Origin of the sequence: Kitasatospora sp. NPDC098652, from assembly GCF_044760155.1 — a bacterium.
Taxonomy (GTDB): Bacteria; Actinomycetota; Actinomycetes; order Streptomycetales; family Streptomycetaceae; genus Kitasatospora.
The window spans coordinates 84210-99526 of the sequence record NZ_JBIWAQ010000006.1 but is presented as its reverse complement, the minus strand read 5'-3'; the positions used below and the strand labels follow the sequence as shown (position 1 = coordinate 99526).

At 69.8% G+C, this 15317-nt stretch carries 12 protein-coding genes and 1 tRNA gene; 8 read left to right on the top strand and 5 right to left on the bottom strand.

The genetic code is table 11. The features are described 5' to 3' along the window. The 3 genes from ACIQWA_RS15855 to polA form a co-directional block, all read right to left on the bottom strand. Nucleotides 1–1281, bottom strand: a complete 1281-nt coding sequence (locus ACIQWA_RS15855) for a lanthionine synthetase C family protein (RefSeq protein ID WP_402482630.1) — start codon at nt 1279–1281, stop codon at nt 1–3. A 226-nt stretch (nt 1282–1507) separates the two neighbouring features. Continuing rightward, on the bottom strand, nt 1508–1660 hold the full coding sequence (locus ACIQWA_RS15850; RefSeq protein WP_402482628.1) for an FDLD family class I lanthipeptide: 153 nt from the start codon (nt 1658–1660) through the stop codon (nt 1508–1510). A gap of 442 nt (nt 1661–2102) precedes the next feature. Then, nucleotides 2103–4805, bottom strand: a complete 2703-nt coding sequence (gene polA, locus ACIQWA_RS15845; RefSeq protein WP_402483316.1) for a DNA polymerase I — start codon at nt 4803–4805, stop codon at nt 2103–2105. Nucleotides 4806–5039: 234 nt separating this feature from the next. Here polA and ACIQWA_RS15840 point away from each other — a divergent pair, with 234 nt between their 5' ends. From ACIQWA_RS15840 to ACIQWA_RS15815, 6 genes are all read left to right on the top strand, one after another. Further along, entirely contained in the window at nt 5040–5570 is a 531-nt protein-coding gene (locus ACIQWA_RS15840; protein WP_402482625.1) for a PaaI family thioesterase, read from the top strand. A gap of 600 nt (nt 5571–6170) precedes the next feature. Beyond that, nucleotides 6171–7412, top strand: coding sequence for a branched-chain amino acid ABC transporter substrate-binding protein (locus tag ACIQWA_RS15835; RefSeq protein WP_402482622.1), 1242 nt, complete (start codon nt 6171–6173; stop codon nt 7410–7412). Nucleotides 7413–7543: 131 nt separating this feature from the next. After that, nucleotides 7544–8473 (top strand): branched-chain amino acid ABC transporter permease, encoded by a 930-nt coding sequence (locus tag ACIQWA_RS15830; protein WP_350505243.1) that lies wholly within the window; start codon nt 7544–7546, stop codon nt 8471–8473. Nucleotides 8474–8478: 5 nt separating this feature from the next. Next, nucleotides 8479–10410 carry a branched-chain amino acid ABC transporter permease gene (locus tag ACIQWA_RS15825; RefSeq protein ID WP_360234527.1) on the top strand — a complete coding sequence of 644 codons (1932 nt, stop codon included), beginning with the start codon at nt 8479–8481 and terminating at the stop codon, nt 10408–10410. 8 nt (nt 10411–10418) lie between these two features. Continuing rightward, nucleotides 10419–11237: an ABC transporter ATP-binding protein gene (locus ACIQWA_RS15820; RefSeq protein ID WP_360234524.1), complete on the top strand. Its 819-nt coding sequence runs from the start codon at nt 10419–10421 to the stop codon at nt 11235–11237. After that, nucleotides 11234–11950, top strand: a complete 717-nt coding sequence (locus ACIQWA_RS15815; protein ID WP_360234521.1) for an ABC transporter ATP-binding protein — start codon at nt 11234–11236, stop codon at nt 11948–11950. The genes ACIQWA_RS15820 and ACIQWA_RS15815 overlap by 4 nt, the downstream gene beginning before the upstream one ends. Nucleotides 11951–12007: 57 nt before the next feature. On the opposite strand, the gene ACIQWA_RS15810 is transcribed toward ACIQWA_RS15815, so the two are convergent. Further along, nucleotides 12008–12625, bottom strand: a complete 618-nt coding sequence (locus tag ACIQWA_RS15810; RefSeq protein ID WP_360234888.1) for a response regulator — start codon at nt 12623–12625, stop codon at nt 12008–12010. 134 nt (nt 12626–12759) lie between these two features. Here ACIQWA_RS15810 and ACIQWA_RS15805 point away from each other — a divergent pair. Together ACIQWA_RS15805 and ACIQWA_RS15800 are read left to right on the top strand one after the other, a co-directional pair. Beyond that, a tRNA-Leu gene (locus ACIQWA_RS15805) sits at nt 12760–12845 on the top strand. 101 nt (nt 12846–12946) lie between these two features. Next, a complete protein-coding gene (locus tag ACIQWA_RS15800) occupies nt 12947–13735 on the top strand; it encodes a helix-turn-helix domain-containing protein (protein ID WP_402482616.1) in 789 nt (262 codons plus the stop codon). 42 nt (nt 13736–13777) lie between these two features. Here ACIQWA_RS15800 and pyk read toward each other — a convergent pair whose 3' ends face one another. Further along, nucleotides 13778–15208, bottom strand: a complete 1431-nt coding sequence (pyk, locus tag ACIQWA_RS15795) for a pyruvate kinase (RefSeq protein WP_402482614.1) — start codon at nt 15206–15208, stop codon at nt 13778–13780. Nucleotides 15209–15317: the final 109 nt, after the last annotated feature.

The following is a 15317-nucleotide window of genomic DNA, read 5'->3' as shown; positions in this document are numbered from 1 at the left end:
TCAGGCCGGGGAGAGGAGGAAGATCTCGTCCCACCCGGTCGCCCGCGGTGCGAGCACCCCGCAGAGCGCGAGCAGCACGCCGGCCGCACCGTTGACGAATCCCGGGTCGTCGACCGGCTCGCCGGGCCTGGGCTCGTCCGCCATCACGTACGGGCGGGCCTCGTCCGCCTTCGACAGCACGGCCCGGAGCGACTGCTCGGCCATCGACTCGAAGGCGGCCGAGCCGGTGAGCGCGTGAGCCCGCTGATAGATCGCCAGCAGCCCGGCGTGGCCGTGGCAGAGGTTGGGCGAGAAGATGTACCGCTCGGCCGGCGACCAGTCCACCACCCGTTGCAGGGCTCCGACCGCGGTCGCCTCGAGGGCGGTGTCACCGAGCACCCGGGCCGCGTTCAGCAGGGCGGTGCCGATGCCCGGAGCGCCGTAGCACCAGGCGGCGCGCGCGGACCGTCGGCCGGTCGGGGGGACGGGCAGCCCGGTCCCCTCCTCGGCCTGGAGGACGTTCGGCCAGGCAGCGCCGGGCACGTCGTCCGTGAGCCGGTTCTCGACCAGCCAGGCCGTGGTCCGCGCGAGCGTCTCGGCCGGGCCCGACCCGCCGATCCCGGCGACGGCCGCGGCGGACAGCCCCGCCACGATGCCCGGAAGGCCGTGCGCGAAGCCGAGGTTGTACATCCCGTACGGGGCCTGCTCGTCGTAGCCCGGGTAGGCCGCGTAGTAGTCCGTCGACGTGAACCAGCCGAACCGGTGCCGGTCGTCCGGCTCGGTCACCCGCAGGAGGTACGCCGTCAGCCGCTCGGCCGCGGTGCGGATCGGGTCGCCCGGTCGGGACTCCAGCGCCGAGCAGAGCCGCACGGCCGCGGCCAGTTGCCCGGCCGCACCCGAGATGACGTCGAAGGCGGAGAGCGGCAGTCCCTTCCCGGGCTCCGGGAGCGGCCTGGCGGCGATCTGCTCGCCGAGCCGGTCGGCGACCCGGCGCAGGGATGGCAGGTAGCGGCCGTCGTGGATCGAGAATTCGAGCAGGACGCTGGCGAAGCCCGCGGTGCCGTTGTAGAGACCGGCCTCGGACAGCGGCCTTTCGGCGGTGGCCTGCGCGGAACGGCGGAGCACGGCCTGTGCCGCCTCGATCAGCCCGGGCTCGTCCAGCGCCTTTCCGGCGTGCAGCAGCGACAGTGCGATCCCCGGATAGCCGTCGGCCAGGCTCGCCCCGTCCGAAAGCGGCTCGGGTCCCGTCGGTTCCCCCGACGACCCCGGCGTGCGGGCGAAAACCGTCAGCCGATCGGCCACGGACCGGGCCACCTCCGCGGTCCTCACATCGAGATCCAGCACCGCCACTGCGAATTCCCCCAGAATCACATCGCCGATACCCGGCAGCATTTCCGAACGTACGCGCCTCGAGTGCGCCGACCCGTTCGCCGAAGAATCCCGGAAATGATTCCGGCCCATTCGGGAGGGCTCCCGGCGCAGGACAGCGCCAGGAGCCCCCCAGGTCGGCGTCGGCGCCGACGAGCGACTAGCAGACGGTCGGGAAACCGACCGTGATCGGGCAGTTGCACGAGTTGCCACAGGACCAGCACGTGGTGCCGATGGTGGCGAAACCGTCCGGCGTGTTGGCCGCCTCGGGAGCAACAGCCACGCGGACGTCGAGGTCGAAGTCCTGCTCCATTTTTACCTCCATCACGAATTCATCCTTCCCGCTCCCCCGACCGGGTTTCCACGAAATTCCGCACGAAGGAGCGGCTGTAGGAGTTTTCTAGCACGCCCCTCGAACGCGGGAGCCGATTTGTACGATCGATTCGAGCCAACAGAACCGCGCCTCCGGCAACGGCCACCCGAAAAGTGCTGGTCAACCGACCGCTGGACAGGGCGGCCGAGCGATCAAGATGGCTGATCTCGTCATTGGCGGACTCGAACACGAAGTACCAGATGTCCACCTTGGACAAGTTCGTCGACATTGAATATTTCGGCCACATTGCGGGTGATCATCCGTATACCGGAAGACCGGAACGGGCGCCGGCGTTCGGACGCATTCCCACCCGAAAACACGGCGGCGGGCCCGGACACCCAACCGTGTCCGGGCCCGCCGCCGAGGATGACCGCGGCGCGTGTCAGTGCGCGGCGGCCTCCCAGTCGGCGCCGACGCCGACGGAGACGTCGAGCGGGGCGCGCAGCGGGTAGGCGCCGGCCATCTGCTCGCGGACGACGGCCTCGACCGGCTCGCGCTCGCCCGGGGCGAGTTCCAGCACGATTTCGTCGTGCACCTGGAGCAGCATCCGGGAGGTCAGCCCGGCGGCGCGCAGGGCCTCGTCGACCCGCAGCATGGCGATCTTGACGATGTCGGCGGCCGAGCCCTGGATGGGGGCGTTGAGGGCCATCCGCTCGGCCATCTCGCGGCGCTGGCGGTTGTCGCTGTTGAGGTCGGGCAGGTAGCGGCGGCGGCCGAGCAGGGTCTCGGTGTAGCCGGTGGCGCGGGCCTCCTCGACGACCCGGTGCAGGTAGTCGCGCACGCCGCCGAAGCGCTCGAAGTAGGTGTCCATCAGGCCCTGGGCCTCGGCGGGCTTGATGTTGAGCTGCTGCGAGAGCCCGTACGCGGAGAGCCCGTACGCGAGGCCGTAGGACATCGCCTTGATCTTGCGCCGCATCTCGGCGTCGACCGCCGCGCCCGGGACCTCGAAGACCTGGGAGGCGACGGTGGTGTGGAGGTCCTCGCCGGAGGCGAAGGCCTCGATCAGGGCCTCGTCCTCGGAGAGGTGCGCCATGATCCGCAGTTCGATCTGCGAGTAGTCGGCGGTGAGCAGCGACTCGTAGCCGGCCCCGACGACGAAGGCGCGGCGGATGGCGCGCCCCTCCTCGGTGCGGACCGGGATGTTCTGCAGGTTCGGGTCCTGCGAGGAGAGCCGGCCGGTGGCGGCGACCATCTGGTTGAAGGTGGTGTGGATCCGGCCCTGCGGGGAGACGGTCTTGAGCAGGCCCTCGACGGTGGTGCGCAGCTTGGCCTGGTCGCGGTGGCGCAGCAGGATGACCGGCAGTTCGTTGTCGGTCTGGGTGGCGAGCCAGGTGAGCGCGTCGGCGTCGGTGGTGTAGCCGGTCTTGATCTTCTTGGTCTTGGGGAGGGCGAGTTCGCCGAAGAGGATCTCCTGCAGCTGCTTGGGCGAGCCGAGGTTGAACTCGCGCCCGGCGGCGGCGTGGGCCTCCTCGACGCAGCGCTGGATCTCGGCGGCGAACTGGGCCTCGAGCCGGGTGAGCCAGTCGCGGTCGGCGGCGATGCCGTTGCGCTCCATCCGGGCGAGGAGGGCGGCGATGGGCAGTTCCATGTCGTGCAGCAGCTCGGCGGCGCCGACCTCGGCGAGGCGGGTGTCGAAGAGCGCGGCGAGGTCGAGCACGGCGCGGGCCTGGAGCATCAGCGCCTGGGCGCGCGCGGCCTCGGCGTCGACGCCGTCCTCCTCCGGGGCGTCGAAGGCGAGTTGGCCGCTCTCGGCGGCGGGGGCGGCCGGGGTGAGGGAGCGGGCCAGGTACTCCTCGGCGAGCACCTCCAGGGTGAAGGTGCGGCGGCCGGGCTTCTCCAGGTAGGCGGCGAGCGCGGTGTCGGCGACGACCCCGGCGATGGTCCAGCCGCGTTCGGCGAAGGCCCGCATGACCTGCTTGGCGATGTGCAGGGCCTTGGGGGCCGAGGCGTCGGCGAGCCAGTCGGCGAAGGCCCGTTCGTCCTCCTCGGCGAGCAGCGCCGGGTCGAACCAGGCGGCCGTCTCCCCTGCGGCGAGCGCCACTTCGGTGACCTCGCCGGTGCCGAGGGCCCACTGGTAGACGGCGGCCAGCGCCACCGGCGCCTTGTCGTCACGGGCGTGCTCGCGCAGCCAGGCGGCCAGGGTGCCCGGGTCGGTGAGGAGTTCGCCGTCGACCTCGACGCCGGGGGCGAGTTCGGCCTCCGCGGCCTCCGCGGCACCGGCCGGGTCGATCCCGAACACCCGGTCGCGGAAGTTGGCGTTGCGGAACTCCAGCGACTCCATCAGGGTGCCGACGGCGTCCCGGTCGAAGGGCTGCCGGGCCAGGTCGGGGACGCCCAGCGGGAGTTCGACGTCGCGGACCAGCTCGGTGAGCACCCGGTTGCGCTTGACCGAGTCGAGGTTGTCGCGCAGCTTCTCGCCGATCTTGCCCTTCACCTCGTCGGCGCGGGCGACGAGTTCGTCGAAGGAGCCGAACTGGTTGACCCACTTGGCGGCGGTCTTCTCGCCGACGCCGGGGATGCCGGGCAGGTTGTCGGACGGGTCCCCGCGCAGGGCGGCGAGGTCGGGGTACTGGCGCGGGGTGACGCCGTACTTCTCGGTGACCTTCTCCGGGGTGAAGCGGGTGAGCTCGGAGACGCCCTTGGTCGGGTAGAGCACGGTGACGTGGTCGGTGACGAGTTGGAGGGAGTCGCGGTCGCCGGTGACGATGTCGACGTCGTAGCCGGCCGCTTCGGCGGCGGTGGCGAGGGTGGCGATGATGTCGTCGGCCTCGAAGCCCTCGACCGTCATCCGGGGGACGTTCATGGCGTCGAGGAGTTCGCCGATCAGGCCGATCTGGCTCTTGAACTCGTCCGGCGTCTTGGCCCGGTTGGCCTTGTAGTCGGGGAACTCGGCGGAACGGAAGGTCTGCCGGGAGAGGTCGAAGGCGACGGCGAGGTGGGTGGGGCGTTCGTCCCGGACGGTGTTGGCGAGCATCGAGGCGAAGCCGTAGACCGCGTTGGTGGGCTGTCCGGTGGAGGTGTTGAAGTTCTCCACCGGCAGGGCGTAGAAGGCCCGGTAGGCCATCGAGTGCCCGTCGAGCAGCATCAGCCGGGGCCGCGGGCCGGCCCCGCCGCCACCCGTCACGCCCTTGTCCGTACTCTGCGTAGCCACGTCAACGTCCGTTCCTGCCGATTCCACTACCGGCCCCCGATCCTATGGCCCGGCACCGACAAAAGGGGCGCCGCGCCGGTCGGGCCGGGCCCACTACCAGTGAGTAGGACGGTCGTACGATCACAGGCAGCACGACGACGTGACCCCAGAGCGGCAGGAGTTCCCCCGATGACCGACGCGGCCCCCGGCACCGCCCCCGAGAACGCCCCGGGCACCGCCCCCGACGGCACCCCGGCCACCGCACCCGACGGCGCCCCGGCCACCGTCCTGAACGTCCCGCAGGACGTGCTGGACCACTTCGCCAAGCTCGGCGTGAACCCGGAGACCTTCTCCGGCGGCCACCTCGGCGAGAAACTCGGCATCCGGATCGTCGAGGCCTCCGGCGACCGGGTCGTCGGCACCATGCCGGTGGAGGGCAACCAGCAGCCGTACGGGCTGCTGCACGGCGGCGCCTCGGCGGCGCTGGCGGAGACCCTCGGCTCGATCGGCGCGATGCTGCACGCCGGCCCGGGCCGGTACGCGGTGGGCGTGGACCTCAACGCCACCCACCACCGCTCGGCCACCTCCGGCCTGGTCACCGGCGTGGCGACGGCGGTGTTCAAGGGCCGCACCGCCGCGACGTACGAGATCGCGATCACCGACGACACCGGCAAGCGGATCACCAGTTGCCGGCTGACCTGCATGCTGCGCGACCTGTAACGGGCCCCCGAGGAGATCAACGGGCCTCCGGGCAGCGCCAGTTCACCACCGAGAACACCAAGTCTCCTTCCCGCCCCCTTGTTTGACCCTCCGCCGCCCTGGGCAGGCGTTGGTCTGAACGAGGGGGCGTCGGCATGTCCGGATGCGATCGGCACGCCCCCAAACCTGTAACAGTGCGTAACAGGCAGGAAATCCCAGCGGGCGACTGTTCCGCGGCCCCCCGAGGCGCGGAACCTCTTCGCCGCACCCCCGCCGTCCGCAATGCGGACGTGCACGGCCGAATGCCGCACACCGGACGCCGGTGTCCGATTATCGACGCTGCCAGCTGCAACCCCCATTTCTGGCCCTTACATCCCTCTACCAGCAAGTAAACGCCCGGCAGTTCAGGATCGGTCGAGCCGGAACGACCACATGCTGAGACAAATGCTCCGTGTGCTCATAACAAGAGAATCACAGCCTGCCCGCAGCACTGCCCGAGCCGCCCAACGGCATCTAGAGTCACGGCCAGTCACCGCGCCATCCGGAATGGGCCCGGCCCTCCGCGCATCCCGGCTCCCGCCACTCAGGCGCGGGCGCCTCCTGAACCGAATGGGGACCCTCGTGCGTCATCGTTCCGCAATTGTCGTGAGCATTGCCGTGATCGGCGCCCTCAGCCTCACCGCCTGCGGCTCCCGCGGCGGGAAGTCCGGCGACAACGCCGGCGGCAAGGACAACGGCTCCACCACCGTCGTCATCGGCGTCGACGCCCCGCTCACCGGCGACCTCTCCGCCCTCGGCCTCGGCATCCGCAACTCCGTCGACCTCGCCGTCAAGACCGCCAACGCGGCCAACGAGGTCCCCGGCGTCAAGTTCGAGGTCAAGGCCCTCGACGACACCGCCAAGCCCGCCCCCGGCCAGCAGAACGCCACCCAGCTCGTCGGCGACCCCAAGGTCCTCGGCGTCGTCGGCCCGCTCAACTCCAGCGTCGCCCAGTCCATGCAGCAGATCTTCGACGACGCCAGCCTCACCGAGATCTCCCCCGCCAACACCGGCGTCGCCCTCAGCCAGGGCGAGAAGTGGGCCAGCGGCGACAAGAAGCGCCCCTTCAAGTCCTACTTCCGCACCGCCACCACCGACGCCGTCCAGGGCCCCTTCGCCGCCCAGTTCCTCTACAACGACGCCAAGAAGACCAAGGTCTTCCTCATCGACGACCAGAAGACCTACGGCGCCGGCCTCGCCTCCACCTTCAAGGGCGAATTCACCAAGCTCGGCGGCACCCTCGCCGGCGAGGAGCACGTCAACCCCGACGACCGCGACTTCTCCGCCATCGTCACCAAGGTCAAGACCTCCGGCGCCGACGCCGTCTACTACGGCGGCGAGTACCCCGCCGCCGGCCCGCTCTCCCTCCAGCTCAAGGACGCCGGCGTCAACATCCCCCTGATGGGCGGCGACGGCATCCAGAGCGGCGACTTCATCAAGCTCAACCCCAAGGGCCAGGGCGACTTCGCCACCGCCGTCGGCCTGCCCGTCGAATCCCTCGACACCGCCAAGAAGTACATCGCCGACTACAAGGCCGCCGGCTACAAGGACGCCTACGAGACCTACGGCGGCTACTCCTACGACAGCGCCTGGGCCATCATCCAGGCCGTCAAGTCCGTCGTGAACAGCAACAACGGCAAGCTCCCCACCGGCGACGGCCTGCGCAAGAGCGTCCGCGACGCCGTCCAGAAGGTCTCCTTCGACGGCGTCACCGGCAAGGTCTCCTTCGACGAGTTCGGCGACACCACCAACAAGCAGCTCACCGTCTACACCGTCAAGGACGGCAAGTGGGCCGTGGAGAAGTCCGGCACCTTCAACGGCTGACACCTCCAACGGCTGACACGCCGGCCGGCCCCACCGAACCACCAGCGCGCGGGGACACCACGAGTGCCCCCGCGCGCCCCCACATCCACCACCCACGCGGACACCCCCGAACGCACTACGGAGGCCCAGCGGTGCACGACCTACCGCAGCAGCTGGCCAACGGCCTGATCCTCGGCGCCCTCTACGGACTCGTCGCGATCGGCTACACGATGGTCTACGGCATCGTCCAGCTCATCAACTTCGCCCACGGCGAGATCGTCATGGTCGGCGGCTTCGGCGCCCTGACCGCCTACCTCGCCCTCCCCGGCGGCACCACCCTGTGGCTGGCCCTACCCCTCATGCTGATCGCCGGCATCCTGGTCTCCACCCTCACCGCCGTCGCCGCCGAACGCTTCGCCTACCGGCCGCTGCGCAACGCCCCCCGGCTCGCCCCCCTGATCACCGCGATCGGGCTGTCCATCTTCCTCCAGCAACTCGTCTTCTCCTTCTACCCCGACGCCAAGAAGGCCCGGGTCTTCCCCAAGATCCCCGGCGACCCGTTCAGCCTCGGCTCCGTCACCATCCAGCGCAGCGACATCTTCCTGATCATCGCCGCCCCGCTGTGCATGCTCGCCCTCGGCTGGTTCGTCACCCGCACCCGCTCCGGCCGCGCCATGCAGGCCACCAGCCAGGACCCCGACACCGCCAAGCTCATGGGCATCGACACCGACCGCATCATCGTCATGGCCTTCGCCATCGGCGCCGCGTTCGCCGCCGTCGCCGCCGTCGCCTACGGACTGCGCAGCGGCCAGGTCGACTTCCGGATGGGCTTCATCCTCGGCCTCAAGGCCTTCACCGCCGCCGTCCTCGGCGGCATCGGCAACATCTACGGCGCCATGCTCGGCGGCCTCGCCCTCGGCCTCGCCGAAGCCCTCGCCACCGGCTACATCCAGCACCTGCCCGGCATGCACCTCTTCGGAGGCGGCGCCTGGAAGGACGTCTGGGCCTTCGTACTCCTCATCCTCGTGCTCCTCGTCCGGCCCCAAGGCCTGCTCGGCGAGCGCGTCTCGGACAGGGCGTGACCACCATGACCACCACCAGCACCGAGACCACCCCGGTCATCCCCCTGCCCGCCCCCGCCGCCACCGCCCTCACCGGCCTCGGCGCCCTCCTCACCGCCGCCTCCGCCGCCATGTCCTGGACCTGGACCAGCGACTTCCCCGGCGACCTCACCTACTACGGCTCCCCCGCCGGACTCCAGTGGCTCGCCGTCGTCGCCGGCGTCCTCACCCTCGTCCTGCTGCTCGCCGCCCAAGGCGTCCCCGGCCTGCGCTGGGCCGCCCCCAGCCGCAGCAACAACGCCGTCCTGTTCGCCGCCACCGGCGCCCTCGCCGTCGCCGCCTACTCCGTCACCGCCATCTCCGTCGAACTCGGCGGCCTCGCCAACCTCGAACCCGGCGGCTGGGTCCTCGCCGCCGGCGGCCTGCTCGGCGTCCTCGGCGCCCTCGGCCTCCCCCTCGACCGGCGCACCGCCGTTCCGCTGCGGATCCTCGACAAGCGGCTCTTCCTGCTCGTCCCCGCCGCCCCCATCGGCTGGTTCGCCGCCCACGCCATCCCCGACGACCAGCCCGTCGCCCCGGTGATGACCGCCCTGGCCGGCGCCCTCGCCATCGCCGCCGGCGTCGTCCTGCTGCTCCAGCTCGGCCACCTCGCCAACAGCCGGATCCGCCTCGGCACCGTCGAACGCCCGCTCCCCGCGGCCCGCCAACTCCCCTCCTGGGCCGAGGTCCTGCTCATCGTCCTGGCCTTCGGACTCGGCCTGTACGCGATCACCTTCGGCATCGACACCGAGTACGGCGAGCTCTTCATCGGCTACCTGCTGCTCGCCGCCCCCTCGATCGCCGCCCTCGCCAAGTCCGGACTGCTCGGCCGGCTGCGCGCCCTGACCGTCAAGTACCGCCCGGTCACCACCGGCGCCGCCTTCGCCGCCGCCGCCAGCTTCCCCTTCACCCAGAGCAGCGACCAGTACACCTCGGTCGCCACCAACATCCTGATCTTCGCCACCGTCGCCCTCGGCCTCAACATCGTCGTCGGCCTGGCCGGCCTGCTCGACCTCGGGTACGTCGCCTTCCTCGGCGTCGGTGCCTACGCCGCCGCCCTGGTCTCCGGCTCCCCCGCCTCGCCCATCCACGTCCAGTTCCCGTTCTGGGCCGCGATGCTCACCGGCGCCGCCGTCTCCATGGTCTTCGGCGTCCTGATCGGCGCCCCCACCCTGCGGCTGCGCGGCGACTACCTCGCCATCGTCACCCTCGGCTTCGGCGAGATCTTCCGCATCACCATGCTCAACCTCAACGGCACCACCGGCCCCAAGATCACCAACGGCTCCAACGGCATCCCCCGCATCCCCGACCTGGAGATCTTCGGCTTCGACCTCGGCAAACCGCACACCGTCGGCGGCATCGAACTCGGCCGCTTCTCCAACTACTACCTGCTGATGCTGCTGGTCACCGCCCTCGTCGTACTGATCTTCGCCCGCGTCGGCAACTCCCGCATCGGCCGCGCCTGGGTCGCCATCCGCGAGGACGAGACCGCCGCCGAAGCCATGGGCATCAACGGCTTCCGCCTCAAGCTCCTCGCCTTCGCCCTCGGCGCCTGCCTGGCCGGCCTGGCCGGCACCGTCCAGGCCCACGTCAGCTACACCGTCACCCCCGACCAGTACACCTTCGCCGAAGCCCTCCCCCCCAACTCCGCCTTCCTGCTCGCCGCCGTCATCCTCGGCGGCATGGGCACCATCAGCGGCCCCCTGGCCGGCGCCACCCTCCTCTTCCTCATCCCCAAGAAGCTGGAATTCCTCTCCGACTACCAGCTCCTCGCCTTCGGCGCCGCCCTCATCGTCCTGATGCGCGTCCGCCCCGAAGGACTCATCCCCAACCGGCGCCGCCAACTCGAGTTCCACGAAGCCGCCATCCCGGCCCAGCCCACCGGCGAACCGGGCGCACTCACCAAGGCAGGGGCGTGACGCGCCAGATGACCACCACCGCAACGCCATCCACCGCAACCACCCTGCTCGACGTCACCGGCGTCACCATGCGCTTCGGCGGCCTCACCGCCGTCAACGACGTCTCCCTCACCGTCGGCGAAGGCGAGATCATCGGCCTCATCGGCCCCAACGGCGCCGGCAAGACCACCTTCTTCAACTGCCTCACCGGCCTCTACGTCCCCACCGAGGGCACCGTCCGCTACCGCGGCACCCAACTGCCCCCCAAACCCCACCTCGTCACCCAGGCCGGCATCGCCCGCACCTTCCAGAACATCCGGCTCTTCGCCAACATGACCGTCCTGGAAAACGTCCTCGTCGGCCGCCACAGCCGCACCAAGGAAGGCATCTTCGCCGCCATCCTCCGCGGCCCCCGCTACCACCGCGCCGAAGCCGAGAGCCGCGAGAAGGCCATGGAACTCCTCGCCTTCACCGGCCTCGCCGAAAAGGCCGACCACCTCGCCCGCAACCTCCCCTACGGCGAACAACGCAAGCTGGAGATCGCCCGCGCCCTCGCCTCCGACCCCGGCCTGCTGCTCCTCGACGAACCCACCGCGGGCATGAACCCCCAGGAGACCCGCGCCGCCGAGGAACTCGTCTTCGCCATCCGCGACCGCGGCATCTCCATCCTCGTCATCGAGCACGACATGCGGTTCATCTTCAACCTCTGCGACCGCACCGCCGTCCTCGTGCAGGGCCAGAAGATCGTCGAAGGCGACCGCGAGACCGTCCAGAACGACGAACGCGTCATCACCGCCTACCTCGGCGCCCCGCTCGAAACCCCCGCAACACCGGAGGACCCCAAGTGACCGCGCTCCTCGAGGTCGAGGACCTCCGCGTCGCCTACGGCAAGATCGAAGCCGTCAAGGGCATCAGCTTCACCGTCGACCAGGGCGAGGTCACCACCCTCATCGGCACCAACGGCGCCGGCAAGACCACCACCCTGCGCACCCTCTCCGGCCTCCTCAAGCCCACCGCCGGCCGGATCACCTTCGACGGCCAGGACCTGAGCACCGTCCCCGCGCACAAGATCGTCGCCCTCGGGCTCGCCCACTCCCCCGAAGGCCGGCACATCTTCCCCCGCATGACCATCGAGGAGAACCTCCTCCTCGGCGCCTTCCTGCGCACCGACACGGCGGGCATCCAGTCCGACGTGGAACGGGCCTACACCCTCTTCCCCATCCTCGGCGAACGCCGCAAGCAGGCCGCCGGCACGCTGTCCGGCGGCGAGCAGCAGATGCTCGCCATGGGTCGGGCCCTGATGTCCCAGCCCAAACTGCTGATGCTGGACGAGCCCTCTATGGGCCTCTCCCCGCTGATGATGCAGAAGATCATGTCCACCATCGTCGAGCTCAAGGCGTCCGGTACGACCATCCTCCTGGTCGAACAGAACGCCCAGGCCGCCCTGTCGCTCTCCGACCGCGGCTACGTCATGGAAACCGGCCGCATCGTCCTCTCCGGGACGGGCGCCGACCTCCTCCACGACGAGTCCGTCCGCAAGGCCTACCTCGGCGAGGACTGAGCCCGCACACGCGAAAGGGCCCGGCGGATCCGATCCGCCGGGCCCTTCGCCTGCGCGCTACTCGCCCTTGTCGCCCTCTTCCGCCTTCTTGCGGTCCTGGGCCTCGCCCTCCTCGATGACCGCCTCGGCCACCGCCGCCATCGTCATCCGCCGGTCCATCGAGGTCTTCTGGATCCACCGGAAGGCAGCCGGCTCGTTCAGCCCGAACTTCGTCTGCAGCACGCCCTTGGCGCGGTCCACCAGCTTCCGGGTCTCCAGCCGCTGGGTGAGATCCCCGATCTCCTTCTCCAGCTCCCGCATCTCGGTGTACCGCGACACCGCCATCTCGATCGCCGGGACCAGGTCGGCCTTCGAGAACGGCTTCACGATGTACGCCATCGCCCCCGCGTCCCGCGCCCGGTCCACCAGCTCCCGCTGCGAGAACGCGGTCAGCATCAGCACCGGCGCCAGGTGCTTCTCGTGGATCTGCTCGGCGGCGGAGAGCCCGTCCAGGATCGGCATCTTCACGTCGAAGATCGCCAGATCCGGCTTCAACTCCTCCACCAGCCGCACCGCCGTCTCCCCGTCCCCGGCCTCACCGACGACGGTGTACCCCTCCTCCTCCAGCATCTCCTTCAGGTCGAGACGGATCAGCGCCTCGTCCTCGGCGATCACGATCCGGGTGATCTGGGGCATATCGGTCTCAAGCGGCTGTGCCTGCTCGTCGGCGGTGCTCACTGGGCTCCTAGTTCCGGCGGGGTACTGCATGCACGAGGGTACCTAGCTGCGCCCAACGGCGCGCACAGGGTATCCTTCACGGGCGCGAACTTGCCGGGTTGGTGGAAGGGCAGACACGATCGCCTCAAAAGCGATTGCCTGAAAGGGCGTGTGGGTTCGAATCCCACACTCGGCACCAGAATTTTCCTCATATTCCCAGGCTGCGGGAAATTCACCTGATCTGGTGGACAGCACCCAAAGCGCCCACCTTGCCGATTGGCGCGTCTCACTCTGGCGCACATGACCACTCTCTCCGTGCGCGAACAGGCTGTCCATCTGCTCCGTCGAGGCGTCAGCAATGCCGAGGTGGCCCGCCGGCTGCGTGTCCCGCAGGGCACGGTTTCCTGGTGGAAGCATCAGGACCTTGCGAAACGCAACGAGCTCCCCGGCCGCAAGCGCTCCGCGTGTATGCACTGCTACGGCGACGAGCTGAACCGACCCGCCTACGCCTACCTGCTCGGCCTGTACCTCGGTGACGGCCACATCCTGCTGCCCAACGAGTACCGCAGGACCCAGAGCCTCCAGATCACCTGCGACGACAAGTGGCCGGGCATCATGGATTCCGTCGAACAGGCTATGCGTCAGGCCCTCCCCAACAACAAGCCTTGCCGGGTACGGCGCACTGGATGCCACGACGTCAAGGTCTATTCAAACCACCTGACCTGCCACTTTCCCCAACACGCCCCAGGCAAGAAGCACGAACGCACGATAGCCCTGGAGCCCTGGCAGCAGGAGATCGTCGACGCCCACCCCTGGGAGTTCCTGCGCGGCCTCATCCACTCCGACGGCTGCCGCATCACCAACTGGGCGACCCGCACCGTCAATGGCGTCACGAAGCGCTACGAGTACCCGCGGTACTTTTTTACCAACACCTCGACCGACATCATCGGCCTCTTCACCGCCACCCTCGACGCCGTCGGCGTCCAGTGGAAGGCGTCGATCCCCCGCCCGACCGGCCAGGTCAACATCTCCATCGCCCGCAAGGACTCCGTCGCCCTGATGGACGCCCACATCGGCCCCAAGTACTGACAGCGGCGCGGCCCCTGGCAGGGCCGCGCCGCCTGAGCAGCCTCAGTCGTCCAACGTCCCCACGTGGTGGACGCGGACGAGGTTGGTGGAGCCGGCCAGGCCGGGCGGGGAGCCGGCGGTGATGACGACGATGTCGCCCTTCTGGCAGCGGCCGAGGGAGAGCAGGGCCGCGTCGACCTGTTCGACCATCTGGTCGGTGGTCGGGGCGAAGGGGCCGAGGAAGGTCTCCACGCCCCAGGTGAGGGCGAGTTGGCTGCGCACGGCCGGTTCGTAGGTGAAGGCGAGCACCGGGATGGGCGAGCGGTAGCGGGTGAGCCGCCGGGCGGTGTCGCCGGACTGGGTGAAGGCGATCAGGTACTTGGCGTGCAGGAAGTCGCCGATCTCGGCGGCCGCGCGGGCGACGGCGCCGCCCTGGGTCCGCGGCTTGCTGCCGGTGGTCAGCGGGGGCAGTCCGGCGGCCAGGATGTCGTTCTCGGCGGCTTCGATGATCCGGCCCATGGTCTTGACCGTCTCGATCGGGAACTTGCCGACCGAGGTCTCGCCGCTGAGCATCACCGCGTCCGTCCCGTCGAGGACGGCGTTGGCGACGTCGGAGGCCTCGGCGCGGGTGGGCCGGGAGGCGTTGATCATCGAGTCGAGCATCTGGGTCGCCACGATGACGGGCTTGGCGTTGCGCCTGGCCAGCTTGATGGCGCGCTTCTGGACCAGCGGGACCTGTTCGAGGGGCATCTCCACGCCCAGGTCCCCGCGGGCCACCATGATGCCGTCGAAGGCGTCCACGATGGAGTCGAGGTTCTCGACCGCCTGCGGCTTCTCGATCTTGGCGATGACCGGGACGTACCGCCCCTCCTCGGCCATCACCCGGTGCACGTCCTCGATGTCGCGCCCGGTGCGGACGAAGGAGAGCGCGATCAGGTCGGCGCCGGTGCGCAGCGCCCACCGCAGGTCGGCGACGTCCTTGTCGCTGAGTGCGGGGACGGAGACGGCGACGCCGGGGAGGTTGAGGCCCTTGTGGTCGGAGACGAGTCCGCCTTCGATGACGAGGCATCGCACCTGTGGTCCGTCGACGGCGACGACTTCCAGGGTGACGCGGCCGTCGTCGACGAGGATGCGTTCGCCGCGGCTGACGTCGCCGGCGAGGCCGGCGTAGGTGGTGCCGCAGATGTCCTTGTCCCCCACGACGCCGTTGTCGGTGGAGATGGTGAACTCGTCGCCGCGTTCGAGGAGTACGGGCCCGTGGGCGAAGGTGTCGAGTCGGATCTTCGGGCCTTGGAGGTCGGCGAGGACGCCGACGCTCCGGCCGGTCTCGTCGGCGGCCTTGCGGACGCGACGGTAGCGTTCTTCGTGTTCGGCGTGGGTGCCGTGGCTGAGGTTGAAGCGGGCGATGTCCATTCCGGCGTCGACCAGGGTCTTGATCTGGTCGTACGAGTCGGTGGCCGGCCCGAGGGTGCAGACGATTTTTGCTCGGCGCATACTGCTGAGGGTAGGCATTACCGGCGCGTAACCTCGACGTGGTTCCGGACTGCGGGATGACCTTTGTCGTAAGGCGAGTTGAACAATCTGACACTTCCTCAAACCGGTG